This window comes from Streptomyces sp. NPDC058240, from assembly GCF_042882135.1.
Classification (GTDB): Bacteria; Actinomycetota; Actinomycetes; order Streptomycetales; family Streptomycetaceae; genus Streptomyces.
Genome location: NZ_JBHVWT010000011.1, coordinates 149,345 through 167,568 on the forward strand (window position 1 = coordinate 149,345; position 18,224 = coordinate 167,568).

The following is an 18,224-nucleotide window of genomic DNA, read 5'->3' on the forward strand; positions in this document are numbered from 1 at the left end:
GGGTTTTGTTTCTTCGGGGGGGGGGGGGGGGGGTGGGGGGGGGCGCGTTGGGGTGGGGGGCGGGGGGGGGGGGGGCCTTGGGGGGCGGGGGGGGGGAGGGCGGTTCCCTCCGACGGCCCAGTGGCGCGAGCCGCGCCCCGCCCTTCCCCCACCGCCACCGATGGTTGCCGGGCAGCACGGCGTCCGAGGAGGCACGGACATGACGGCCGACGAAGTAATGGTGGGTGTGGGCCTCGTCGTGGTGCTGGCGGTCGGCTCGCAGCTGCTGGCAAGCCGGCTGCGGGTGCCCGCCCTGCTGATCCTGCATCGTCGCCGCGGCGACCTGGCGCCGGGCGAACTGCTCGCGGCGGCCTCCGGGGCCGGGGCGGAGCTGGAGGGCATCACCGGTGTGCTGCTGCTCACCGAGGAGGACGACTTCAACGCACTCACCGCCATGCCCCTGCGGGACAGCGTCGAGGGCCCGGTCCACCGGCTCGCTCCGGCCGCCGACAGCCAGGGCGTGGTGGCGCCGTACACCGGGGGCGAGCCCCTCTTCCGTACCGGCCTGACCGGCCCGGAGCTGGCCCGCCGGTACGAGGCCGGGGCCCGGGTGCTGACGCGGCGGGCCGACGGCGCCGTCCCGGCCGGACACGACGTGCTGTTCGTCGTCCGCGCCGACGGGCGGCTCGCCCCGGTCACCCACACGCAGACCCCGGACATCCGGCCGGGCGACACCGCCGTCCTCCTCGGTCCCCCGTCCCGGCAGCCGTCGCTCTGAGCGCCGTCAGCCGCGTTCCCCGTCCAGCGCCTCGTCCAGAGTCCGGGCCGCCGTGATGAGCGAGAGGTGGGTGAACGCCTGCGGGAAATTACCGAGTTGCTCGCCGCTGGGGCCGATCTCCTCGGCGAACAGGCCGACATGGTTGGCGTACGTGAGCATCTTCTCGAAGGTGTAGCGGGCCTTGCGCAGCCGGCCCGCGCGGGCCAGGGCGTCGACGTAGAGGAAGGTACAGAGGCTGAACGTGCCCTCGGATCCCCGCAGTCCGTCCGGGGACGCCGCGGGGTCGTAGCGGTAGACGAGGCTGTCGGACACGAGTGTGCGGTCCATGGCATCGAGCGTGGCGAGCCAGCCCGGTTCCTTCGGGGCGAGGAACCCCACCCTGGGCATCAGCAGCAGCGAGGCGTCCAGCACTCCCCCGCCGTAGTACTGGACGAACGCCTGCTCGGATTCGCTCCAGCCCCGGTCCATGACCTGTTCGAGGATGGCGTCCCTGGCACCGGTCCACCGGGCGGTGTCGGCAGGTCGGCTGAGGTCGGACGCCAGGCGCAGGCCGCGGTCGAACGCCGCCCAGCACATCACCCGGCTGTAGGTGAAGTCCTGCCGTCCGCCGCGGGTCTCCCAGATGCCCTCGTCGGGCCGGTCCCAGAAGTCCACGAGCCAGTCGAGCGTCCGGGCCACGACCTGCCAGCCCCGGTAGCCCGACTGGACGCCCACCTCACGGCCTTCGGACAGGGCGTAGAGGGCCTCGCCGTAGATGTCGAGCTGCAACTGGCCGGCGGCCGCGTTGCCGAGCCGTACCGGGTACGAGCCCCGGTAGCCCTCGAAGTGGTCCAGGATCTCCTCCGTCAGCAGGGGTTCCCCGTCGACGCGGTACATGATCCGGAGGGGCTCCTCTCCGCTGTCCTCCCGGAGCCGGTCGCCGAGCCAGTGGGTGAAGGCGATCGCCTCGTCCACGAACCCGAGGTCGAGCAGGGCCCGGACCGACAGCGCGCCGTCCCTGACCCAGGTGTAGCGGTAGTCCCAGTTGCGTTCGCCGCCGACCTGCTCCGGCAGGCCCATGGTCGCCGCCGCGACCGGTGCGCCGGAGGGGGCGTAGGTGAGCAGCTTGAGCGTGATGGCGGAGCGGTTGACCATGTCGGACCAGCGGCCCCGGTAGCGGGATTCGCGCACCCACCGCTGCCAGAAGTCGACGACCTCCCAGAGCTGTTCGGTGAAGGCGTCGACGGTCGGCGCCGGTGGCGCGGGCCCGTCCGCCGCGCAGACGGTGAAGACCGCGACGGTCGACTCGCCGACGTTCAGCACCACTTCGCCCACGGCGTCCTGGCCGTCGCGTACCACGGGGAAACCGGTCCGCAGATGTGCCTCGATCCCCGGTGCCCGGAACACGGCTCCCCCGGGGATCGGATCGAGTTCGTGGGAGGCCCGACCGTAGTCGAACCGGGGCCGGCACTCCATGGCGAACCGTACGGTCCCGCGCACCGCGCGCACGTACCGCACCAGGGTGTGCCGGTCGGTGGGGGTCCCGGTGCGCTCGGGCGGCATCCAGTCGAGCACCTCACCGACGCCGTCCGGCGACATGAAGCGGGTGACCAGGACCGCGGTGTCCGGGTAGTAGAGCTGCCGGCAGGAACTCTTGGGGTCGTCGGGCGCCAACCGGAAGAAGCCGCCGCCGCCGTGGTCGAGCAGTGCGGCGAAGATGCTGGGGGAATCGAACCTCGGGGCGGCGAACCAGTCGACGACGCCCCGCGAGGAGACCAGTGCGGCGGTCTGCAGGTCGCCCACCAGCCCGTGCTCGGCAATGGGCGGGTATCGGTCCATGAGCATCCAATCCCGGACGGATCCCTTTCCGGATTCCACTATCCGCCCGGCGCCCCGTGATCGCCCGCTCGGGCCTCCCGGGCTTCCCCGGTGCCGGGCGGCCCGGATTGCCTGCCGTCCCGCCCGCGGTGTTACTGGAGGAGGGACCGCCCGCGCGCCCGGTCCGGACGTGATCGGCGGCGCCGGTGCGGGACTTCGTGGAGGTTCAGGATGGACATGATCCATGTCCGCGCGGTGAGCCCGCCGGACCTGACCGACCAGGTGGTGGACCGGCTGGCCGGTGATCCCTGTGTGCTGAACGTGCTGGTGCAGCCGGGGGCGGCACGCAATCCGGACGGCGACGGCATCGCGTGCGACGTGCTGACGGGGGCGGCCAATGACGTGCTGCGCAGCCTGCGCGCACTGCACCTGGACCGGCGCGGCTCCATCGTCATCGAACCGGTGGACATGGTCTTCTCCGGCCGGGCGGCCGAGGCCGGGACCGAGCGGCTCGGGCCACTGGCCCGTGCACCCGTGTGGGAGCAGGTGGAGGCCCGCATCCGCGCCGAGGGGAGATACCCGCCGAGTTTCTATCTGTACCTGGTCATCGCGGGCCTCATCGGTTCGGTCGGGATCGTCACCAACTCCCAGATCCTGATCGTCGCGGCGATGGTCGTCGGCCCCGAGTACGGTGCCATCGTCAGTGTCGCCCTGGGCATCGACCGGGGCGACCGGCCGAGGATCCGGCAGGGACTGACGGCGCTGTTCACGGGCTTCCTGCTGACGATCCTCGTCACCTTCCTCTTCAGTCTCCTGATCCGCGGACTCGGCCTCCAGTCGGCAGCGTTCGACGCTGGACTGCGGCCGGTCTCCAACCTCATCAACACCCCCAACTTCTTCTCGGTCGCCGTGGCGACGCTGGCCGGCATCGTCGGCATCGTCTCCCTCACCGAGGCCAGGACGAGCGCCCTGCTGGGCGTCTTCATCTCGGTCACGACCATCCCGGCCGCCGCGGACCTCAGCGTCTCCACCGCGTTCACCAGCTGGTCCGATGCCCGGGGTTCGCTCATCCAACTGCTGGTCAACATCGCGGTGCTGATCGTGGTGGGCACGGCCGCGCTCAAGTGTCAGCGTGCGATCTGGCGGCGGGTCGGCCTGCGCCACGGCCGCGCGGACCGACAGTAGCGGTGCGGGCGTGGGACGTGACGGGCGGCGTCCAGGTGATGCCGGCACCGGGGCGAGCCGCGATGATCGGACGCAGGGCGCAGATGTGTCGGCGGGTGCTGTGCGGCGGGAGCGGCCCACGCCCGTGGAGCAGTCAGGAGGGCCCCGACGCCCCAGGACCCGGCCCCGACGCCCCGCGAGGCGACCTCGCCGGCGTCGGCAGTGTCGGCACGCGCTGCTGGATCATCCTGATGCTCGGCAGGGACGGCGAGGATCCGCTGCTCCTCCAGGCCAAGGAGGCCGGCCCGTCGGTGCTCGCGCCCCATGCGGGCGCCGGCGCGTACCGGAACGAGGGCGAGCGCGTGGTCGCGGGACAGCGGCTGATGCAGGCGGCGGGCGACAACTTCCTCGGCTGGCAGCGGGTGGACGGGATCGACGGCAGGCCCCGCGACTTCTACGTACGCCAGTTGCGCGACTGGAAGGGCATCGTCGAGCCGCAGGACATGGTGCCGTCCGGCATGCGGGTGTTCGGCGAGGCCTGCGGGCACCACGCCGGCCCGTGCCCACGCGCGTTCCGGCGACCGGATCGCCATCGCGGCGTATCTGGGGCGCGGCCCCTCGTTCGACCGGGCACTGGTGTGTTTCGCCGAGAAGTACGCCGACCGGAACGAGCGGGACCACCGGGCGCTCGTCGAAGCGGTTCGGGCGGGGCGGCTTCCCGCGGCCCGGGACGTCTGAGCCCGTCCCGGGAAGCCGGCCCGTCCGCTGGTCCAGAGGACTGGCAGTACGGGAATCACCGCACGCACCCAGCGGGTACATCACGGCGGAAACCGCGCATTGTGCTAACTCCTTGTGGACGCTTGCGGGACAGCGTGTTCCGGACGGGTTGCGACGCCGAGGAGACAACGACCATGTCGACCGAGCCCGCCGCACCACCCGCCACGGCGGCAGCGGACCCCTTCGCGCTGATCCGCACCCGTGGTTACGCCCTGCTCCTGGTGATGGCGGCGGGCATCGGAGTCCCGGTCTCGGCGGTGGCGTTCGGTTTCCTCGCGCTCGTCCACGAACTCCAGTCGCTGACCTACCACGACCTGCCCCGAGCGCTCGGTTTCACCGGTACGCCGTCCTGGTGGCCGGTGCCGCTGCTCGCCGTGGCGGGCCTGCTGGTCGGGCTGACCATCCGCCACCTGCCGGGGAAGGGCGGTCACCGGCCCGCCGACGGGATGGTGAGCGCAGGGGCGCCCTCGGCGGCGGAACTGCCCGGCGTCGTGCTGGCGGCGCTCGCGTCACTGGGCGTCGGAGCGGTGCTCGGTCCCGAGGCGCCGCTCATCGCGCTCGGCGGCGGACTGGCCGTGTACGCGGCGCGCCTGGTCAGGCCCGGCATCGAGCCGGGCGCGAGTGCCGTGCTGGGAGCCGCGGGAAGCTTCGCCGCCATCAGCGCGCTGCTGGGGTCGCCGCTCCTGGGTGCCTTTCTCCTGATGGAAGCCTCGGGACTGGCCGGGATGATGCTCGGGATGGTCCTGGTGCCGGGTCTGCTGGCGTCCGGCGTCGGCGCGCTCGTCTTCACCGGACTCGGCTCCTGGACCGGGCGCGGGACGTACTCCCTGGCACTTCATCATGTGCCCCGGGCATCGGGACCCGACATCGCGCAGTTCGGCTGGGCACTCGTCGTGGGCCTGGCCGCGGCCCTGGTCGGCACGGGCGTCCAGCGGCTCGCCCGGTTCCTCCAGGAACGGGTGGAGCGGCGGACCGTGGTGGCCACCGTCGTCATGGGCCTGGTCGTCGGCGTGGCCGCCCTCGTGTACGCGGAGAGCACCGGAAGGGACGCGTCCGGGGTGCTGTACTCCGGGGAGAACGCCCTCGACCCGCTGCTGGCCGGGAGCGCCGGATACCCGGTGGGCACGCTTGTGGTGCTGGTCCTCTGCAAGGCGGTGGCGTACTGCGCGTCCTTGAGCAGCTTCCGGGGAGGCCCCGTCTTCCCGGCGATGTTCGTGGGAGCGGCGGGCGGTATCGCCCTGTCCCATCTCCCGGGACTGGGCCTCACGTCGGGCTTCGCGATGGGCATCGGCGCCATGTGCGTGGCGATGCTCAAGCTCCCGATGACGTCGGTGCTGCTGGCGACGCTGCTGCTGGGGTCCGAGGGCCTCACCGTCATGCCGCTCGTGATCGTCTCGGTCGTGGTCTCCTATGTCGTCACGCTCAGGCTCGCGCCGTCCCCCGCCGTCGCCCGGCCGGATCGAGGATGACGGGCCCCTGCCGTGACCTCAGGCCTTCTTCTCCCACTGCGGCTTCTCCCACTGCAGATCCGCACACAGCGCCCAGATGATGAAGACGTCGATGGCGATGAGCACGATGGACCAGAGCGGGTAGTGGGGCAGCCAGAGGAAGTTGGCGAGTGCGCCCAGGCCCGCGAGCACGATGCCCACCACGCGTGCCCATTCGGCTCCGGTGAACAGCGCGCAGCCGGCGAGAACGATGACGATGCCGATCACGAGATGGATCCAGCCCCAGCCGGTGAGGTTGAACTGGAACACATAGTTGCGCGTGGCGATGAACACGTCGCTCTTGGCGATGGCGGCGATTCCTTCGAAGATCGCCATCGCTCCGCCGAAGATCATCAGCACCGCCGCGAAGGCGGTCCAGCCGATCCGGAAGGGGTGGTGCGAACTCGGTGCGGCGTCGGGCGCCACTCTCGGCCCGTTGGCGGTACTGGCCATTGCGGCCTCCTCGGGTAGCAGAGCAACCCGGCAGACCCGAGTGGGCCACCGGGGCCTACCCGAACAAGCCTGCCATGTCGGCACCCGGTCGGCAGAACAGCCGTTTCGGGGGCCACCAAGACACGATCCGTCTCCGTCCAGGGATATCATCTCCATCGTGAGAGAAACCGAAGAGGCGGAGCCCGGCTCCGTCGATGCCCGGCTCGCCGCGCGGCTGGGCGAACTGCGTACCGAACGCGGTTGGTCGCTGGACGAACTCTCGCGACGCAGCGGGGTGAGCCGCTCCACGCTGTCCCGGTTGGAGCGCGGCGAGTTGAGCCCGACCGCCACCCTGCTCGGCAAGTTGTGCACGGTCTACGAACGGACGATGTCCCGGCTGCTGCTGGAGGTGGAGGCGGAACCCCCGCAACTCGTCCCCGCCGCACGGCAACCGGTCTGGCGGGACGAGGCATCTGGCTTCGTACGCCGCTCGGTGTCGCCTCCGCACACCGGTCTGCGCGCGGAGGTCATCGAGGGGACCCTCGACGCGGGGGCCGCCATCGCCTACGAGAACGCACCGGTGTCCGGCGTGGAGCAGCATGTCTGGGTGCTGGAGGGAACGGTCGAGATCACCGTCGACGGCACCGCGCACACCGTGCGCAGCGGCGACTGCCTTCGGTTCCGGCTGCGCGGCCCCTCGCACTTCCACTGTCCGGGACCGGAGCAGGTCCGCTATGCCCTGATGATCGTTCTGCCATGACAGCCACCACCGCCGCGATGGCCGCGAAAGGACTCCGCACATGACCGAGATCATCCCCGTGTACGGCCCCGAACTGGTCACCTACGCCGATGAGTTGGCCGCCCTCCTGGTGGAGACCGTGAACGGCGGATCGTCGGTGGGATTCCTCGCGCCGCTGGACCGTGACGTGGCCGCCGCCTGGTGGCGGGAGAGGGCCGGGGCCGTCGACGCCGGCCTGCTTCAGGTCTGGATCGCCCGCGACGCGGAACGGGTCGCCGGAACCATCGGCCTGGTCCGGGCCCAACTGCCCAACGCCCGCCACCGCGCGGAGGTGGCCAAGCTGATGGTGCGTCCGTCGGCCCGCGGCCGGGGCCTCGGCCGGTCACTGCTCGACGCCGTCGAACAGTCGGCCGCCGGAGCGGGCGTCACACTGCTGGTCCTGGACACCGAGACCGGAAGTCCGGCCGAGCGGCTCTACCGTTCGGCGGGCTGGACGGAGTGCGGCTCGATCCCGGACTACGCCGGAGACCCGGCCGGGGTCCTGAAGCCGACGACGCTCTACTACAAGGCGATCGGCTCTGCGCACACGGCGCCTCCCCTGTGACGAAGCAGGCGCCCCGGCCGCCTGCCGATCTCCTGGGCGAGGCACAGGAGTTCGGAACGAGGCGCATACCGCACACAGGTCGCTCATCGGGGTCATGCCGCGTTCGACGCGATGGCGGGACTCCCGCAGGTCGGTGGCGTGCGCGGGCTCCGGACGGCCGGACGACCGGCTTCGTACGGATCGGCTCCGGGCGTGACAATGGCTACGGAAGTCACATCTACGAGGAGACCTTCATGACGCTGCACGACATCCCCCTGCGCACTCTCACCGGCGAGCCCACCTCCCTGGCCGACTACAGCGGCAAGGTGGTCCTGTTGGTGAATGTCGCGTCCAAGTGCGGGCTCACCCCGCAGTACGCGGGCCTGGTGAAGCTCCAGAACGAGTACGCGGACCGCGGCTTCACCGTGCTCGGCGTGCCGTGCAACCAGTTCGCCGGCCAGGAGCCGGGGAACGCGGAGGAGATCCGGACCTTCTGCTCGACGACGTACGGTGTCAGCTTCCCGCTGCTGGAGAAGACCGACGTGAACGGCGAAGGGCGCCATCCGCTCTACGCCGAGCTGGCTCAGCTGGCGGACGCGGACGGCGAGGCCGGTGACGTCCAGTGGAACTTCGAGAAGTTCCTCATCTCCCCGGCGGGCGAGGTGGTCGCGCGTCTGCGCCCGCGCATCGAGCCGGAGGCGCCCGAGCTCGTCGCGGCCATCGAGTCCCACCTGCCGGCCTGACGCACCGCGTCCCCGGACGCCGGACGGGCCTGCGTTTCGGCCCGTCCGGCGATCGGGGGCAGCCCCGGCGGGACGGTCTCAGCGGATCGGCATGCCCGACAGGGTGCGGGCGATGACCAGGCGCTGGATCTCGCTCGTGCCCTCGAAGATCGTGTAGATCGCCGCGTCCCGGTGCATCCGCTCCACCGGGTACTCACGGGTGAAGCCGTTGCCGCCGAGGATCTGGACGGCCTGGGCGGTGACCTTCTTCGCCGTCTCGCTCGCGTACAGCTTGGACATGGAGCCCTCGGCCGAGGTGAACGGCTTGCCGGTGGTCGCCATCCACGAGGCGCGCCAGACCAGCAGCCGGGCCGCGTCGATCTGCGTGCGCATGTCCGCGAGCTGGAAGGCGATGCCCTGGTTGTCGATGATCGGGCGGCCGAACTGGGTGCGGGTCTTCGCGTAGTCCAGCGCCACCTCGTACGCCGCACGGGCGGTGCCGACCGCCATGGCGCCGACCGCCGGGCGGGACGCCTCGAAGGTGGCCATCGCGGCGTTCTTCACCCGCTCGCCACCGGAGGCGGCGCGCTCGCGGGCCCGCGCCAGGCGCTGGTCGAGCTTCTCCTTGCCCCCGAGCAGACAGTGGCCGGGGACCCGGACGTCCTCCAGGACGACCTCGGCGGTGTGCGAAGCGCGAATGCCGTGCTTCTTGAACTTCTGGCCCTGGGAGAGGCCGGGGGTGTCCGGCGGCACGATGAACGAGGCGTGCCCCTTGGACCCCAGCTCCGGGTCGACCACGGCGACGACGACATGGACGTCGGCGATGCCGCCGTTGGTCGCCCAGGTCTTGGTGCCGTTCAGCACCCACTCGTCCTTGGCCTGGTCGTACACCGCGCGGGTACGCATCGAGGCGACGTCGGAACCCGCGTCCGGCTCGGAGGAGCAGAAGGCCGCGACCTTGACGTCGTCGGCGTCGCCGTACATCTGCGGGATCCAGGTCCCGATCTGCTCCTCGGTGCCGTTGGCGAGGACGCCCACGGCCGCCAGGCCCGTACCGACGATGGACAGGGCGATGCCCGCGTCCCCCCAGAAGAGCTCCTCCATCGCCATCGGGATGCCGAGCCCCGTCGGGTCGAAGAACTGCTGGGCGTAGAAGTCGAGGGAGTAGATGCCGACCTTGGCCGCCTCCTGGATGACGGGCCAGGGCGTTTCCTCACGCTCGTCCCACTCCGAAGCCGCCGGACGGATCACATCCGCGGCGAAGCCGTGAAGCCAGTCACGGACCTGCTTCTGGTCATCGTTGAGTTCGAGCGTGAACTCCGCCATGTTCCCCTCCACGTACTGCCGTGAAAAACCACTCGTTACTTGCGGTAACCGCAGTCTGTTACCGACAAGTAGCCTCTGTCAACCGCCCCGGTTCGGATCCGCACCGCGCTGGGCAGGGTGTTACGTTGCGCAGGCAGGACGCATTTGCACGGCCAGGGGCGGGGAGAGGCGACATGGAGAGCACACGACAGGCAGAGCGCCAGCGGACAGCGGCCGAGAGCCGCCGCCGCGAGCTGCTCGAAGCCGCCGACCGCGTGGTGCTCAGAGACGGGCCGAAGGCCTCGATGAACGCCATCGCGGCGGAGGCCGGAATCACCAAACCCATCCTCTACCGGCACTTCGGCGACAAGGGCGGCCTCTACCGCGCCCTCGCCAAGCGCCACACCGACGCGCTGCTGATCGCCCTGCGCGCCGCCCTCGACGCCCCCGCCGAGCGCCGTCGGCGCGTCGAGTCGACGCTCGACACCTATCTCGCGGCGATCGAGGCCCGCCCGCAGGTCTACCGCTTCCTGATGCACCCGTCCGACGACGCGGCGCCCTCGACGGAGCAGGGCTTCGACGTCGGACGGCACTCGGCGCCGCTGCTGCGCCGGCTCGGCGAGGAACTCGCCCTGGTGATAGCCGAGCGGGTGGACCTGGGGCCGGACAGCGAGGCCATGGCCCGCATCTGGGGCCACGGCATCGTCGGCATGATGCACGCCGCGGGCGACTGGTGGCTCGGTGAACGCCCCTGCTCCCGCGAGCAGTTGGTGAGCAGCCTGGCCGATCTGCTGTGGGGCAGGCTGGCCGCCGCGGGCGACCGGCCGGGCGGCCCCGGATTCTGAGGACCCCGACACGGGGGCTGCGGGAGCGGTCAGCCGGTGCGCGCCCAGGGCGCCCGGCGGGCCGCGCGCAGCGCCCTGGCGCGCCGCAGCCCGGTCAGCCGGTCCGTGTAGACCGCGCCTTCGAGATGGTCGCACTCGTGCTGGAGGCATCGCGCGAAGAAGCCGGTGCCGGTGACCCGCACCGGCTCGCCGTCGACCGTGAGACCCTCGACGACGGCACGGTCGAACCGCGGGGTACCCGCTTCGATGCCGGGCAGCGAAAGACAGCCCTCCGGACCGCGTACGGTGATGCCGTCGGCCTCGACGAGCCTCGGGTTGACGAGATGGCCGAGGTGACGGGTGTCGTCGTCGTCCGGGCAGTCGTAGACGAACACGCGCAGCGGAACGCCGATCTGGTTGGCCGCGAGACCGACGCCCTCGGCCGCGTACATCGTGGCGTACATGTCCTCGACGAGACGGGCGAGCGAGGGACCGAAGTCCGTGACGGGTTCACAGGTCCCGTGCAGCACCGGATCACCGAGCAGGCTCATGGCACGAATCAGTCCGGAACTGCCGGGGATCGGGCGGTTTCGCATGGCCGCAATCGTACGTTCCACGCGACCTCCACCTTCCCGGCGGTGCCAGGGTGCGGTCGCCGCGCCGGACATCGATAGGCTGGGCGTGGACCGATGCAAGGAGGATCTAGGACGATGGCAGGCAACACGGAGCCGCTGTCGCCGCGGGCCAAGCTGGCCGTGACGGCGGGCAAGGCCGCGGCGGCGGTGTCACGCGCCGCAGGGCGCGGCAGCGGATCGGTGATCGGCGGCCGGGTGGCGCTCAAGCTCGACCCCGACCTGCTGGGGCGGCTGGCGCAGCACCTGGACGTGATCCTCGTGTCGGCGACGAACGGCAAGACGACGACGACCCGGCTGATCGCCGAGGCACTGCGGGCCGCGGGCCCGGTGGTGTCGAACGCGCTCGGCGCGAACATGCCGGCGGGCATCACCTCGGCGCTGGCGGGCGGCTCGGACGCGCAGTACGGCGTGATCGAGGTCGACGAGAAGTACCTCGCCGGGGTCGCACGCGACACGACGCCCAAGGTGATCGCGCTGCTCAACCTCTCCCGCGACCAGCTGGACCGCGCGGCGGAGACCCGGATGCTGGCGGAGAAGTGGCGTGAGGGGCTGTCCGGCTCGAAGGCCGTGATCGTCGCGAACGCCGACGACCCGCTGATCGTCTGGGCGGCGTCCTCCTCCCCCAATGTGGTGTGGGTCGCGGCGGGCCAGGCGTGGAAGGACGACGCCTGGTCCTGCCCCGCCTGCGGCGGTGTGATGCAGCGCCCCGGCGACGACTGGTTCTGCGGCGAGTGCGGATTCCGCCGGCCCGCTCCCAGCTGGGTCCTGCACGGCGACTACGTCCTGGACCCGCACGGTTCGGCATGGCCGATCCACCTCCAGCTGCCCGGCCGCGCCAACAAGGCCAACGCCACCAGCTCCGCAGCCGTGGCCGCCGTCTTCGGTGTGCCGCCGCAGGTCGCGCTGGAGCGCATGTACCAGGTGCAGGCCGTCGCGGGCCGCTACGACGTGGTCTCCTTCCTCGGCCGTGAGCTGCGGCTGCTGCTGGCGAAGAACCCGGCGGGCTGGCTCGAAACGTTTTCCCTGATCGACCCGCCGCCCACGCCGGTGATCCTCTCCGTCAACGCGCGCGGCGCGGACGGCACGGACACCTCCTGGCTCTGGGACGTGGACTACACCCAGCTCACCGGTCACCCGATCTTCGTGCTCGGCGACCGCAAGCTGGACCTGGCCGTCCGCCTCGAAGTGGCCGGTCTCGACTTCCGGGTCTGCGAGAACCTCGACGAGGCAGTGCAGCAGGCCCCGCCCGGCCGTATCGAGGTCATCGCCAACTACACCGCCTTCCAGGATCTGCGCCGTCGTGTCGGCAACTGACCCCGGCCCCGGCCACCTCCGGAGAGGACGAAGCATGAGCAACGGTCTGCGTCTGGTCTGGGTCTACCCCGACCTCCTCAGCACCTACGGCGACCAGGGCAACGCACTGGTGGTGGAGCGCCGGGCCCGGCAGCGCGGTCTCGACGTGCAGCGCGTCGACGTGCGCAGCGACCAGCCGGTCCCGACGTCCGGCGACATCTATCTGATCGGCGGCGGCGAGGACCGGCCGCAGCGTCTCGCCGCGGAGCGGCTGCGCCGCGACGGCGGGCTCAGCCGGGCCGCGTCGAACGGCGCGATCATCTTCTCGGTCTGCGCCGGCTACCAGATCCTCGGCCACGAGTTCATCAACGACCTCGGTGAGCGCGAGGCCGGTCTCGGGCTGCTCGACGTGGTCTCCACCCGCGGCGAGGGGGCCCGGTGCGTCGGTGACGTACTGGCCGACATCGACCCGCGCCTCGGCCTGCCGCCGCTGACCGGTTTCGAGAACCACCAGGGCGTCACCCATCTCGGCCCGACGGCACGGCCGTTCGCCCAGGTGCAGTTCGGCCGGGGCAACGGCACCGGTGACGGCACCGAGGGCGCGTACAACGACACCGTCTTCGGTACGTACATGCACGGCCCCGTGATGGCGCGCAACCCGCACATCGCGGACCTGCTGCTGAAGCTGGCCCTCGATGTGAACGCCCTGCCGCCGACGGACGATCGCTGGTACGAGGCGCTGCGCGCCGAGCGCATCGCGTCGGCGACGCAGCCCGCCTGATGAGGCGCTGAGCGTCCGGCGATCGGGGGGCTGCGCCGCCCCCGACTGCCGGACGCGCTTGCTTTCGCTCGTCTGAGCGGAGTCCAGCAGGCGGACGCCCGGTTCGGTCCCGCCACCCTGCGCCGGTAGGGTGGCGGGGATCCAACCGGACGACGTGGTCCGGTCGTCGGCCCACGTTGCAAAGGTTTCCCGGGCAATGCGAATTGGTGTGCTCACCTCCGGCGGCGACTGCCCCGGCCTCAACGCCGTCATCCGTTCCGTCGTGCACCGCGCGGTGGTCGACCACGGCGACGAGGTCATCGGCTTCCACGACGGGTGGAAGGGCCTCCTCGAGTGCGACTACCGCAAGCTCGACCTCGACGCGGTCGGCGGCATCCTCGCCCGGGGCGGCACGATCCTCGGCTCCTCCCGGGTCCAGCCCGCCCATCTGCGGGGCGGCGTGGAACAGGCCAGGGGCCATGTCTCCGACCTCGGTCTCGACGCGATCATCCCGATCGGCGGCGAGGGCACGCTGAAGGCGGCCAACCTGCTCTCCGAGGCGGGCCTGCCGATCGTCGGCGTTCCGAAGACCATAGACAACGACATCGCCTCCACGGATGTGACCTTCGGCTTCGACACCGCCGTCGGTGTCGCGACCGAGGCGCTCGACCGGCTCAAGACGACCGCCGAATCGCACCAGCGGGTGCTGATCGTCGAGGTCATGGGCCGCCACACCGGCTGGATCGCCCTGCACTCGGGCATGGCGGCCGGCGCTCACGCCATCGTCGTGCCGGAGCGCCCCTTCGACATCGACGAGCTGACCGAGGTGGTCGGCAGGCGTTTCTCGGCCGGCAAGAAGTTCGCGATCGTCGTCGTCGCCGAGGGCGCCAAGCCTCGCGAGGGCTCGTCCATGGAGATCGAGCAGGGCACCAAGGACATCTACGGGCACGAGCGGTTCGCCGGCATGGCCACGCAGCTCTCCAGCGAGCTGGAGCAGCGCCTCGGCAAGGAGGCCCGCCCGGTGATCCTCGGCCATGTGCAGCGCGGCGGCACGCCGACCGCGTACGACCGGGTGCTCGCCACCCGCTTCGGCTGGCACGCGGTGGAGGCCGCGCACCGCGGCGAATTCGGCATGATGACGGCGCTGCGCGGCACGGACATCGTGATGGTGCCGCTGGGCGGGGCCGTGGAGACGCTGAAGACCGTTCCGGCCGAGCGGTACGCCGAGGCGGAGTGCGTGCTCTGAGCGACACCCTGTCCGACGGACTGACCCCGGCCGCAACCTCGGCCGGGGTCAGTTCTACTCTGGTCGGGACAACCGGCACGAATCGGGGACGCCCCCGGCGGGAGTGACAGATGGATCACAGCGGGCACGGCATGAACATGGATCTGCCGCCGTTCACGCTGGGACGTGGGCTCCAATTCTCCGCGGACCCGTTCTTCCTCATCGGCTGCCTTCTCGGCATCGGCCTGTACGCGTACGCCGTGCTGCGGCTGCGCAGACGCGGGGACGGCTGGCCGGTCGGCCGGACCGTGTTCTTCGTCGTCGGCGTGCTGAGCATCGCGCTGGTGATGTGCACCAAGCTCAACGACTACGGCATGGTCATGTTCAGCGTGCACATGGTGCAGCACATGGTGATCAGCATGCTGTCGCCGATCCTGCTGCTGCTGGGCGCTCCGGTGACCCTGGCGCTGCGTGCGCTGCCGGTCGCGGGCCGTGGCCGCACGGGTCCGCGCGAGCTGCTGCTCAAGCTGCTGCACAGCCGGTACATGAAGGTCATCACGCATCCGGTCTTCACGATTCCGCTCTTCATCGCCAGCCTGTACGGGCTGTACTTCACCCCGCTCTTCGACTTCCTGATGGGCTCGAAGACCGGTCACATCGTGATGATGGTGCACTTCCTCGCGGTCGGTCTGGTGTTCTTCTGGCCGATCATGGGCGTCGATCCGGGACCGCACCGGCCCGGCTACGTGATGCGGATGCTGGAGCTGTTCGCCGGGATGCCGTTCCACGCGTTCTTCGGTATCGCGCTGATGATGGCGACGACGCCGATGGTGGGGACGTACAAGCATCCGCCGGCCTCGCTGGGCATCGACGCGCTGAGCGACCAGGGCTGGGCGGGTGGTATCGCCTGGGCCTTCAGCGAGATCCCGTCGGTGCTGGTGCTGATCGCGCTGGTCTTCCAGTGGTACCGCTCCGAGCAGCGGACGGCGAAGCGCTCCGACCGTGCGGCCGACCGGGACGGTGACCAGGAGCTCCAGGCGTACAACGCCTATCTCGCCTCATTGCAGGCGCGCGGGCAGTAGCGGTGGGCATGCCTCCGGGGTGACGATGGCATCCACGGCCGCACGGCCGACGAGGAGGGTGCGGGCATGTCCGGATCCACGAAGGCCATGGGAGTGCTCACGCTGACGGCCCTGGTCGTGGTCACCGCCTACACGGTGGCGCTGGGGAGCAGCGGCTGGCTCTGGTTCGGCTGGGTGGTGCTCGGTCTGATCACCCTGGGGATGGCGGCGACGCGCGAATCCTGACCCCGGGCAGACGTGCGCATCCCGGCCCCGGGAATCGCGGCGGGGTCCGGTCGGCGTACCGGCTGCCGACGGCGGGACGCCGGACGGATTCGACCCGCGGGTCGCTCCGAGCGCCTGCCCGTTGCCGGGTCGCGGAGCTCCTAGCGTTCGGGTCACAGTGCCGTCGGACCGGCGGCCCGACCCGAGGAGCTCTTGATGGGGAACCGTGCGAGGACGGCCGCCGCGGTGATCGTGGCGGGACTGTTCGCCGCCGCCGCGAGCGGGTGCTCGAACAGTGGCGGCGGCAGCTCGCCGTCCCCCAGTGCCACACCACCGTCGTCCGTCTCACCGGCCCCTTCGGTCTCCTCCTCCCCGGTCGGCAAGATGCTGATCACGATCAAGGACTTCGCGTTCGAGCCGGCCCGTCCCATGGTCGCGCCGGGGACGCTGATCACCGTGGTCAACAAGGACTCCGCGACCCACACCCTGACCGCCACCGGCAACAAGGTCTTCGACACCGGCAATGTGGCGCCGGGGCAGACGGTCACGTTCACGGCCCCGGACAAGGCAGGCTCGTACCCGTTCATCTGCACGATTCACCCGTACATGAAGGGGTCGCTCACCGTCCGGTGAGCGACATCGGCGGCGCCCCTTTCCGGGGCACCGCCTCCCTGATGCGCTCAGGCCTGCTGGAGACCCGGCCGGCCGGCCTCCGTCACGTACGAGGTCCGGGTCGAGACGGGTGCGCCGGGGGTGGTGACGTACGGGAGGACCCGGAAATCGGCGCGGCAGCTCTCCCGGGTCAGCGCGCAGCGCACGTAGCCGCGCTGGAAGTTGGTGAACTTGATGTGCTCGTTGGCCGCGAGCAGCTTGGCACCGGAGGGGTCCAGGTCCATCCCGTCCTTGGTGGTGGAGATGGACGAACCGACGAACTCGACGCCGAGCGTGGGTGATCCCGGGTCGTCGAAGTTCTGCTTCAGATCTGCGGCGAGGTGGCGGTGCATGTCTCCGGTGAGAACGACGGGGTTGCTCACGCTGCGGTCGGTGATCTCCTTGAACAGCCGTTGGCGGGCGTCCACGTAGCCGTCCCAGAAGTCCATCACGAATGCCTGGCCGGGGCCGGGATCGGTGTCGACCTGGGCCACGGGAATCTGCTGGGAGATCATGTTCCACGTCGTGTCGGAGCGTCCGAGGCCGCGGTACAGCCACTGTTCCTGCTCGGGGCCGAGGATGGTGCGGCCGGGCGTCAGCCGTTCGTCGCAGCCGCTCTTGGTGCCGTCGCCGCAGGGCTGGTCGTCGCGGAAGAGCCGGGTGTCGAGGATGTGGAAGGTGGCCATCCGCCCGTAGCGCAGACGGCGGTACATCCGGGCCTCGAAGCCGTTCGGCTTGTTCGGCAGCCGCAGCGGCAGATGCTCGTAGTACGCCTGGAACGCGGCCGCCGCGCGCTCGCGGAAGACCGCCGGGTCCTGGTCGGGCTCGTTGTCGGCCTTGGACTTGTCGCGCGCCCAGTTGTCCTCGACCTCGTGGTCGTCCCAGACGAGGGCGAACGGGTGGGTCTGGTGGGCGGCGATGAGGTCGGGGTCGAAGCGGTGGAGGGCGTGGCGGTTGCGGTACTGGACGAGGTTCATCGGCTCGGGACGCAGCTCGGCGGCGACCGGGACGTTGCGTACGCCGCCCATGGCGTCGATGGCGTTCTCGTAGATGTAGTCGCCGAGGTGCAGGACCAGATCGACGTCCTCCTCGGCGAGGTGCCGGTAGGCGGTGTAGAAGCCCTCGAACCACGCCTGGCAGGAGACGAAGGCGAAGTCCAGCTCCCTGGGCCGGCTGTGCGGCGGGGGCGCGGTACGGGTGCGCCCGACGGGGCTGAGCGCGGCGCCGGCGCGGAAGCGGTAGTAGTAGTGCCGGTCCGGCTGGAGTCCGGAGACCTCGACGTGGACGGAGTGGGCGAGTTCGGGCACCGCGCGGGTCCGTCCCCGGCGTACGACGGAGCGGAAGCGGTCGTCGCGGGCGACCTCCCACTGCACGTCGACGGCGTACGGCGGCATGCCTCCGCTTCCGTCGGGCGCGAGAGGCTGGGGAGCGAGGCGGGTCCACAGTACGACCCCGTCCGGCCACGGATCGCCGGACGCCACCCCCAGGGTGAACGGATCCTCGTGGAAGGGCGCGTCACCCCAGGCCCGGCCTGCCGACAGGCCCGCCGCGGCCAGGGCCATACCGACCGTTCCGCCGAGCATCACCCGTCTTCCGAACCCTCCGGTACCACCTGACCCACTGTTCATTTGCATGAAACTCGTCCCTTCGTCGAACGGAATTCCGTCCGGTACGAGGTGGGATCGGCGCGTGATTTCACGCCCGTCCATGTGGTAATCACAGCGTGGATATCACAGAGGAATAACACGCCACAAGACCACCCGCGGGTGGTCACATTGCCGTTCACA

At 70.8% G+C, this 18,224-nt stretch carries 19 protein-coding genes and 1 pseudogene; 14 read left to right on the top strand and 6 right to left on the bottom strand.

Annotated features, from left to right (window positions below):
* Positions 1–199: 199 nt before the first annotated feature.
* Positions 200–757 carry a hypothetical protein gene (locus ACFVX4_RS20190; RefSeq protein WP_389978959.1) on the top strand — a complete coding sequence of 186 codons (558 nt, stop codon included), beginning with the start codon at positions 200–202 and terminating at the stop codon, positions 755–757.
* Positions 758–763: 6 nt separating this feature from the next.
* On the opposite strand, the gene ACFVX4_RS20195 is transcribed toward ACFVX4_RS20190, so the two are convergent.
* Complete coding sequence (locus ACFVX4_RS20195) at positions 764–2,581, bottom strand: glycoside hydrolase family 15 protein (protein WP_389978962.1); 1,818 nt, start codon at positions 2,579–2,581, stop codon at positions 764–766.
* Between the two features lie 204 nt (positions 2,582–2,785).
* Here ACFVX4_RS20195 and ACFVX4_RS20200 point away from each other — a divergent pair, with 204 nt between their 5' ends.
* From ACFVX4_RS20200 to ACFVX4_RS20210, 3 genes and pseudogenes are all read left to right on the top strand, one after another.
* Complete coding sequence (locus ACFVX4_RS20200) at positions 2,786–3,739, top strand: DUF389 domain-containing protein (RefSeq protein WP_389978965.1); 954 nt, start codon at positions 2,786–2,788, stop codon at positions 3,737–3,739.
* A gap of 185 nt (positions 3,740–3,924) precedes the next feature.
* Positions 3,925–4,456: pseudogene (locus tag ACFVX4_RS20205) on the top strand (DUF2252 family protein); the annotation flags it as partial.
* Positions 4,457–4,629: 173 nt separating this feature from the next.
* Complete coding sequence (locus ACFVX4_RS20210; protein ID WP_389978968.1) at positions 4,630–5,964, top strand: chloride channel protein; 1,335 nt, start codon at positions 4,630–4,632, stop codon at positions 5,962–5,964.
* Positions 5,965–5,982: 18 nt separating this feature from the next.
* Here ACFVX4_RS20210 and ACFVX4_RS20215 read toward each other — a convergent pair whose 3' ends face one another.
* Positions 5,983–6,435 (bottom strand): hypothetical protein, encoded by a 453-nt coding sequence (locus ACFVX4_RS20215; RefSeq protein WP_389978971.1) that lies wholly within the window; start codon positions 6,433–6,435, stop codon positions 5,983–5,985.
* A gap of 157 nt (positions 6,436–6,592) precedes the next feature.
* On the opposite strand from ACFVX4_RS20215, the gene ACFVX4_RS20220 reads away from it, so the two are divergent.
* The 3 genes from ACFVX4_RS20220 to ACFVX4_RS20230 all read left to right on the top strand — a co-directional run bounded on the left by ACFVX4_RS20220 (position 6,593) and on the right by ACFVX4_RS20230 (position 8,479).
* The gene (locus ACFVX4_RS20220) at positions 6,593–7,174 is read left to right on the top strand and encodes a helix-turn-helix domain-containing protein (protein ID WP_389978974.1); all 582 of its coding nucleotides are present in this window, start codon (positions 6,593–6,595) and stop codon (positions 7,172–7,174) included.
* Positions 7,175–7,214: 40 nt separating this feature from the next.
* On the top strand, positions 7,215–7,757 hold the full coding sequence (locus ACFVX4_RS20225) for a GNAT family N-acetyltransferase (RefSeq protein WP_389978977.1): 543 nt from the start codon (positions 7,215–7,217) through the stop codon (positions 7,755–7,757).
* 233 nt (positions 7,758–7,990) lie between these two features.
* Positions 7,991–8,479: a glutathione peroxidase gene (locus ACFVX4_RS20230; protein WP_389978980.1), complete on the top strand. Its 489-nt coding sequence runs from the start codon at positions 7,991–7,993 to the stop codon at positions 8,477–8,479.
* Positions 8,480–8,557: 78 nt separating this feature from the next.
* Here the strand turns inward: ACFVX4_RS20230 and ACFVX4_RS20235 are convergent, their stop codons facing one another.
* On the bottom strand, positions 8,558–9,784 hold the full coding sequence (locus ACFVX4_RS20235; RefSeq protein ID WP_389978983.1) for an acyl-CoA dehydrogenase family protein: 1,227 nt from the start codon (positions 9,782–9,784) through the stop codon (positions 8,558–8,560).
* A 173-nt stretch (positions 9,785–9,957) separates the two neighbouring features.
* Between ACFVX4_RS20235 and ACFVX4_RS20240 the strand changes: the two genes are divergently transcribed.
* Positions 9,958–10,608 (top strand): TetR family transcriptional regulator, encoded by a 651-nt coding sequence (locus tag ACFVX4_RS20240; RefSeq protein WP_385330809.1) that lies wholly within the window; start codon positions 9,958–9,960, stop codon positions 10,606–10,608.
* Between the two features lie 29 nt (positions 10,609–10,637).
* Here the strand turns inward: ACFVX4_RS20240 and def are convergent, their stop codons facing one another.
* The gene (def, locus tag ACFVX4_RS20245; protein ID WP_389978986.1) at positions 10,638–11,183 is read right to left on the bottom strand and encodes a peptide deformylase; all 546 of its coding nucleotides are present in this window, start codon (positions 11,181–11,183) and stop codon (positions 10,638–10,640) included.
* Positions 11,184–11,297: 114 nt separating this feature from the next.
* Between def and ACFVX4_RS20250 the strand changes: the two genes are divergently transcribed.
* The 5 genes from ACFVX4_RS20250 to ACFVX4_RS20270 all read left to right on the top strand — a co-directional run bounded on the left by ACFVX4_RS20250 (position 11,298) and on the right by ACFVX4_RS20270 (position 15,807).
* Entirely contained in the window at positions 11,298–12,536 is a 1,239-nt protein-coding gene (locus ACFVX4_RS20250; RefSeq protein ID WP_389978989.1) for a MurT ligase domain-containing protein, read from the top strand.
* A gap of 34 nt (positions 12,537–12,570) precedes the next feature.
* Positions 12,571–13,296, top strand: coding sequence for a type 1 glutamine amidotransferase (locus ACFVX4_RS20255; RefSeq protein ID WP_266422871.1), 726 nt, complete (start codon positions 12,571–12,573; stop codon positions 13,294–13,296).
* Between the two features lie 196 nt (positions 13,297–13,492).
* On the top strand, positions 13,493–14,521 hold the full coding sequence (locus ACFVX4_RS20260; protein ID WP_389978992.1) for a 6-phosphofructokinase: 1,029 nt from the start codon (positions 13,493–13,495) through the stop codon (positions 14,519–14,521).
* A gap of 110 nt (positions 14,522–14,631) precedes the next feature.
* Positions 14,632–15,582 carry a cytochrome c oxidase assembly protein gene (locus tag ACFVX4_RS20265; RefSeq protein WP_389978995.1) on the top strand — a complete coding sequence of 317 codons (951 nt, stop codon included), beginning with the start codon at positions 14,632–14,634 and terminating at the stop codon, positions 15,580–15,582.
* Between the two features lie 66 nt (positions 15,583–15,648).
* Positions 15,649–15,807, top strand: coding sequence for a hypothetical protein (locus ACFVX4_RS20270; protein ID WP_107408259.1), 159 nt, complete (start codon positions 15,649–15,651; stop codon positions 15,805–15,807).
* A 152-nt stretch (positions 15,808–15,959) separates the two neighbouring features.
* On the opposite strand, the gene ACFVX4_RS20275 is transcribed toward ACFVX4_RS20270, so the two are convergent.
* Entirely contained in the window at positions 15,960–16,181 is a 222-nt protein-coding gene (locus tag ACFVX4_RS20275; protein WP_389978998.1) for a hypothetical protein, read from the bottom strand.
* Between ACFVX4_RS20275 and ACFVX4_RS20280 the strand changes: the two genes are divergently transcribed.
* Entirely contained in the window at positions 16,171–16,419 is a 249-nt protein-coding gene (locus ACFVX4_RS20280; RefSeq protein ID WP_389979001.1) for a cupredoxin domain-containing protein, read from the top strand. The genes ACFVX4_RS20275 and ACFVX4_RS20280 overlap by 11 nt on opposite strands.
* A 47-nt stretch (positions 16,420–16,466) precedes the next feature.
* Here ACFVX4_RS20280 and ACFVX4_RS20285 read toward each other — a convergent pair whose 3' ends face one another.
* A complete protein-coding gene (locus ACFVX4_RS20285) occupies positions 16,467–18,020 on the bottom strand; it encodes an alkaline phosphatase D family protein (RefSeq protein ID WP_389979004.1) in 1,554 nt (517 codons plus the stop codon).
* Positions 18,021–18,224: the final 204 nt, after the last annotated feature.

Coding starts and splice junctions, on each gene's coding strand:
- ACFVX4_RS20195 (WP_389978962.1), bottom strand. CDS start 2,581: ATGCTCATGGACCGATACCCGCCCATTGCCGAGCACGGGCTGGTGGGC.
- ACFVX4_RS20285 (WP_389979004.1), bottom strand. CDS start 18,020: ATGCTCGGCGGAACGGTCGGTATGGCCCTGGCCGCGGCGGGCCTGTCG.
- ACFVX4_RS20255 (WP_266422871.1), top strand. CDS start 12,571: ATGAGCAACGGTCTGCGTCTGGTCTGGGTCTACCCCGACCTCCTCAGC.
- ACFVX4_RS20250 (WP_389978989.1), top strand. CDS start 11,298: ATGGCAGGCAACACGGAGCCGCTGTCGCCGCGGGCCAAGCTGGCCGTG.
- ACFVX4_RS20235 (WP_389978983.1), bottom strand. CDS start 9,784: ATGGCGGAGTTCACGCTCGAACTCAACGATGACCAGAAGCAGGTCCGT.
- ACFVX4_RS20240 (WP_385330809.1), top strand. CDS start 9,958: ATGGAGAGCACACGACAGGCAGAGCGCCAGCGGACAGCGGCCGAGAGC.
- ACFVX4_RS20230 (WP_389978980.1), top strand. CDS start 7,991: ATGACGCTGCACGACATCCCCCTGCGCACTCTCACCGGCGAGCCCACC.
- ACFVX4_RS20260 (WP_389978992.1), top strand. CDS start 13,493: ATGCGAATTGGTGTGCTCACCTCCGGCGGCGACTGCCCCGGCCTCAAC.
- ACFVX4_RS20270 (WP_107408259.1), top strand. CDS start 15,649: ATGTCCGGATCCACGAAGGCCATGGGAGTGCTCACGCTGACGGCCCTG.
- ACFVX4_RS20215 (WP_389978971.1), bottom strand. CDS start 6,435: ATGGCCAGTACCGCCAACGGGCCGAGAGTGGCGCCCGACGCCGCACCG.
- ACFVX4_RS20265 (WP_389978995.1), top strand. CDS start 14,632: ATGGATCACAGCGGGCACGGCATGAACATGGATCTGCCGCCGTTCACG.
- ACFVX4_RS20280 (WP_389979001.1), top strand. CDS start 16,171: ATGCTGATCACGATCAAGGACTTCGCGTTCGAGCCGGCCCGTCCCATG.
- ACFVX4_RS20225 (WP_389978977.1), top strand. CDS start 7,215: ATGACCGAGATCATCCCCGTGTACGGCCCCGAACTGGTCACCTACGCC.
- def (WP_389978986.1), bottom strand. CDS start 11,183: ATGCGAAACCGCCCGATCCCCGGCAGTTCCGGACTGATTCGTGCCATG.
- ACFVX4_RS20190 (WP_389978959.1), top strand. CDS start 200: ATGACGGCCGACGAAGTAATGGTGGGTGTGGGCCTCGTCGTGGTGCTG.
- ACFVX4_RS20210 (WP_389978968.1), top strand. CDS start 4,630: ATGTCGACCGAGCCCGCCGCACCACCCGCCACGGCGGCAGCGGACCCC.
- ACFVX4_RS20200 (WP_389978965.1), top strand. CDS start 2,786: ATGGACATGATCCATGTCCGCGCGGTGAGCCCGCCGGACCTGACCGAC.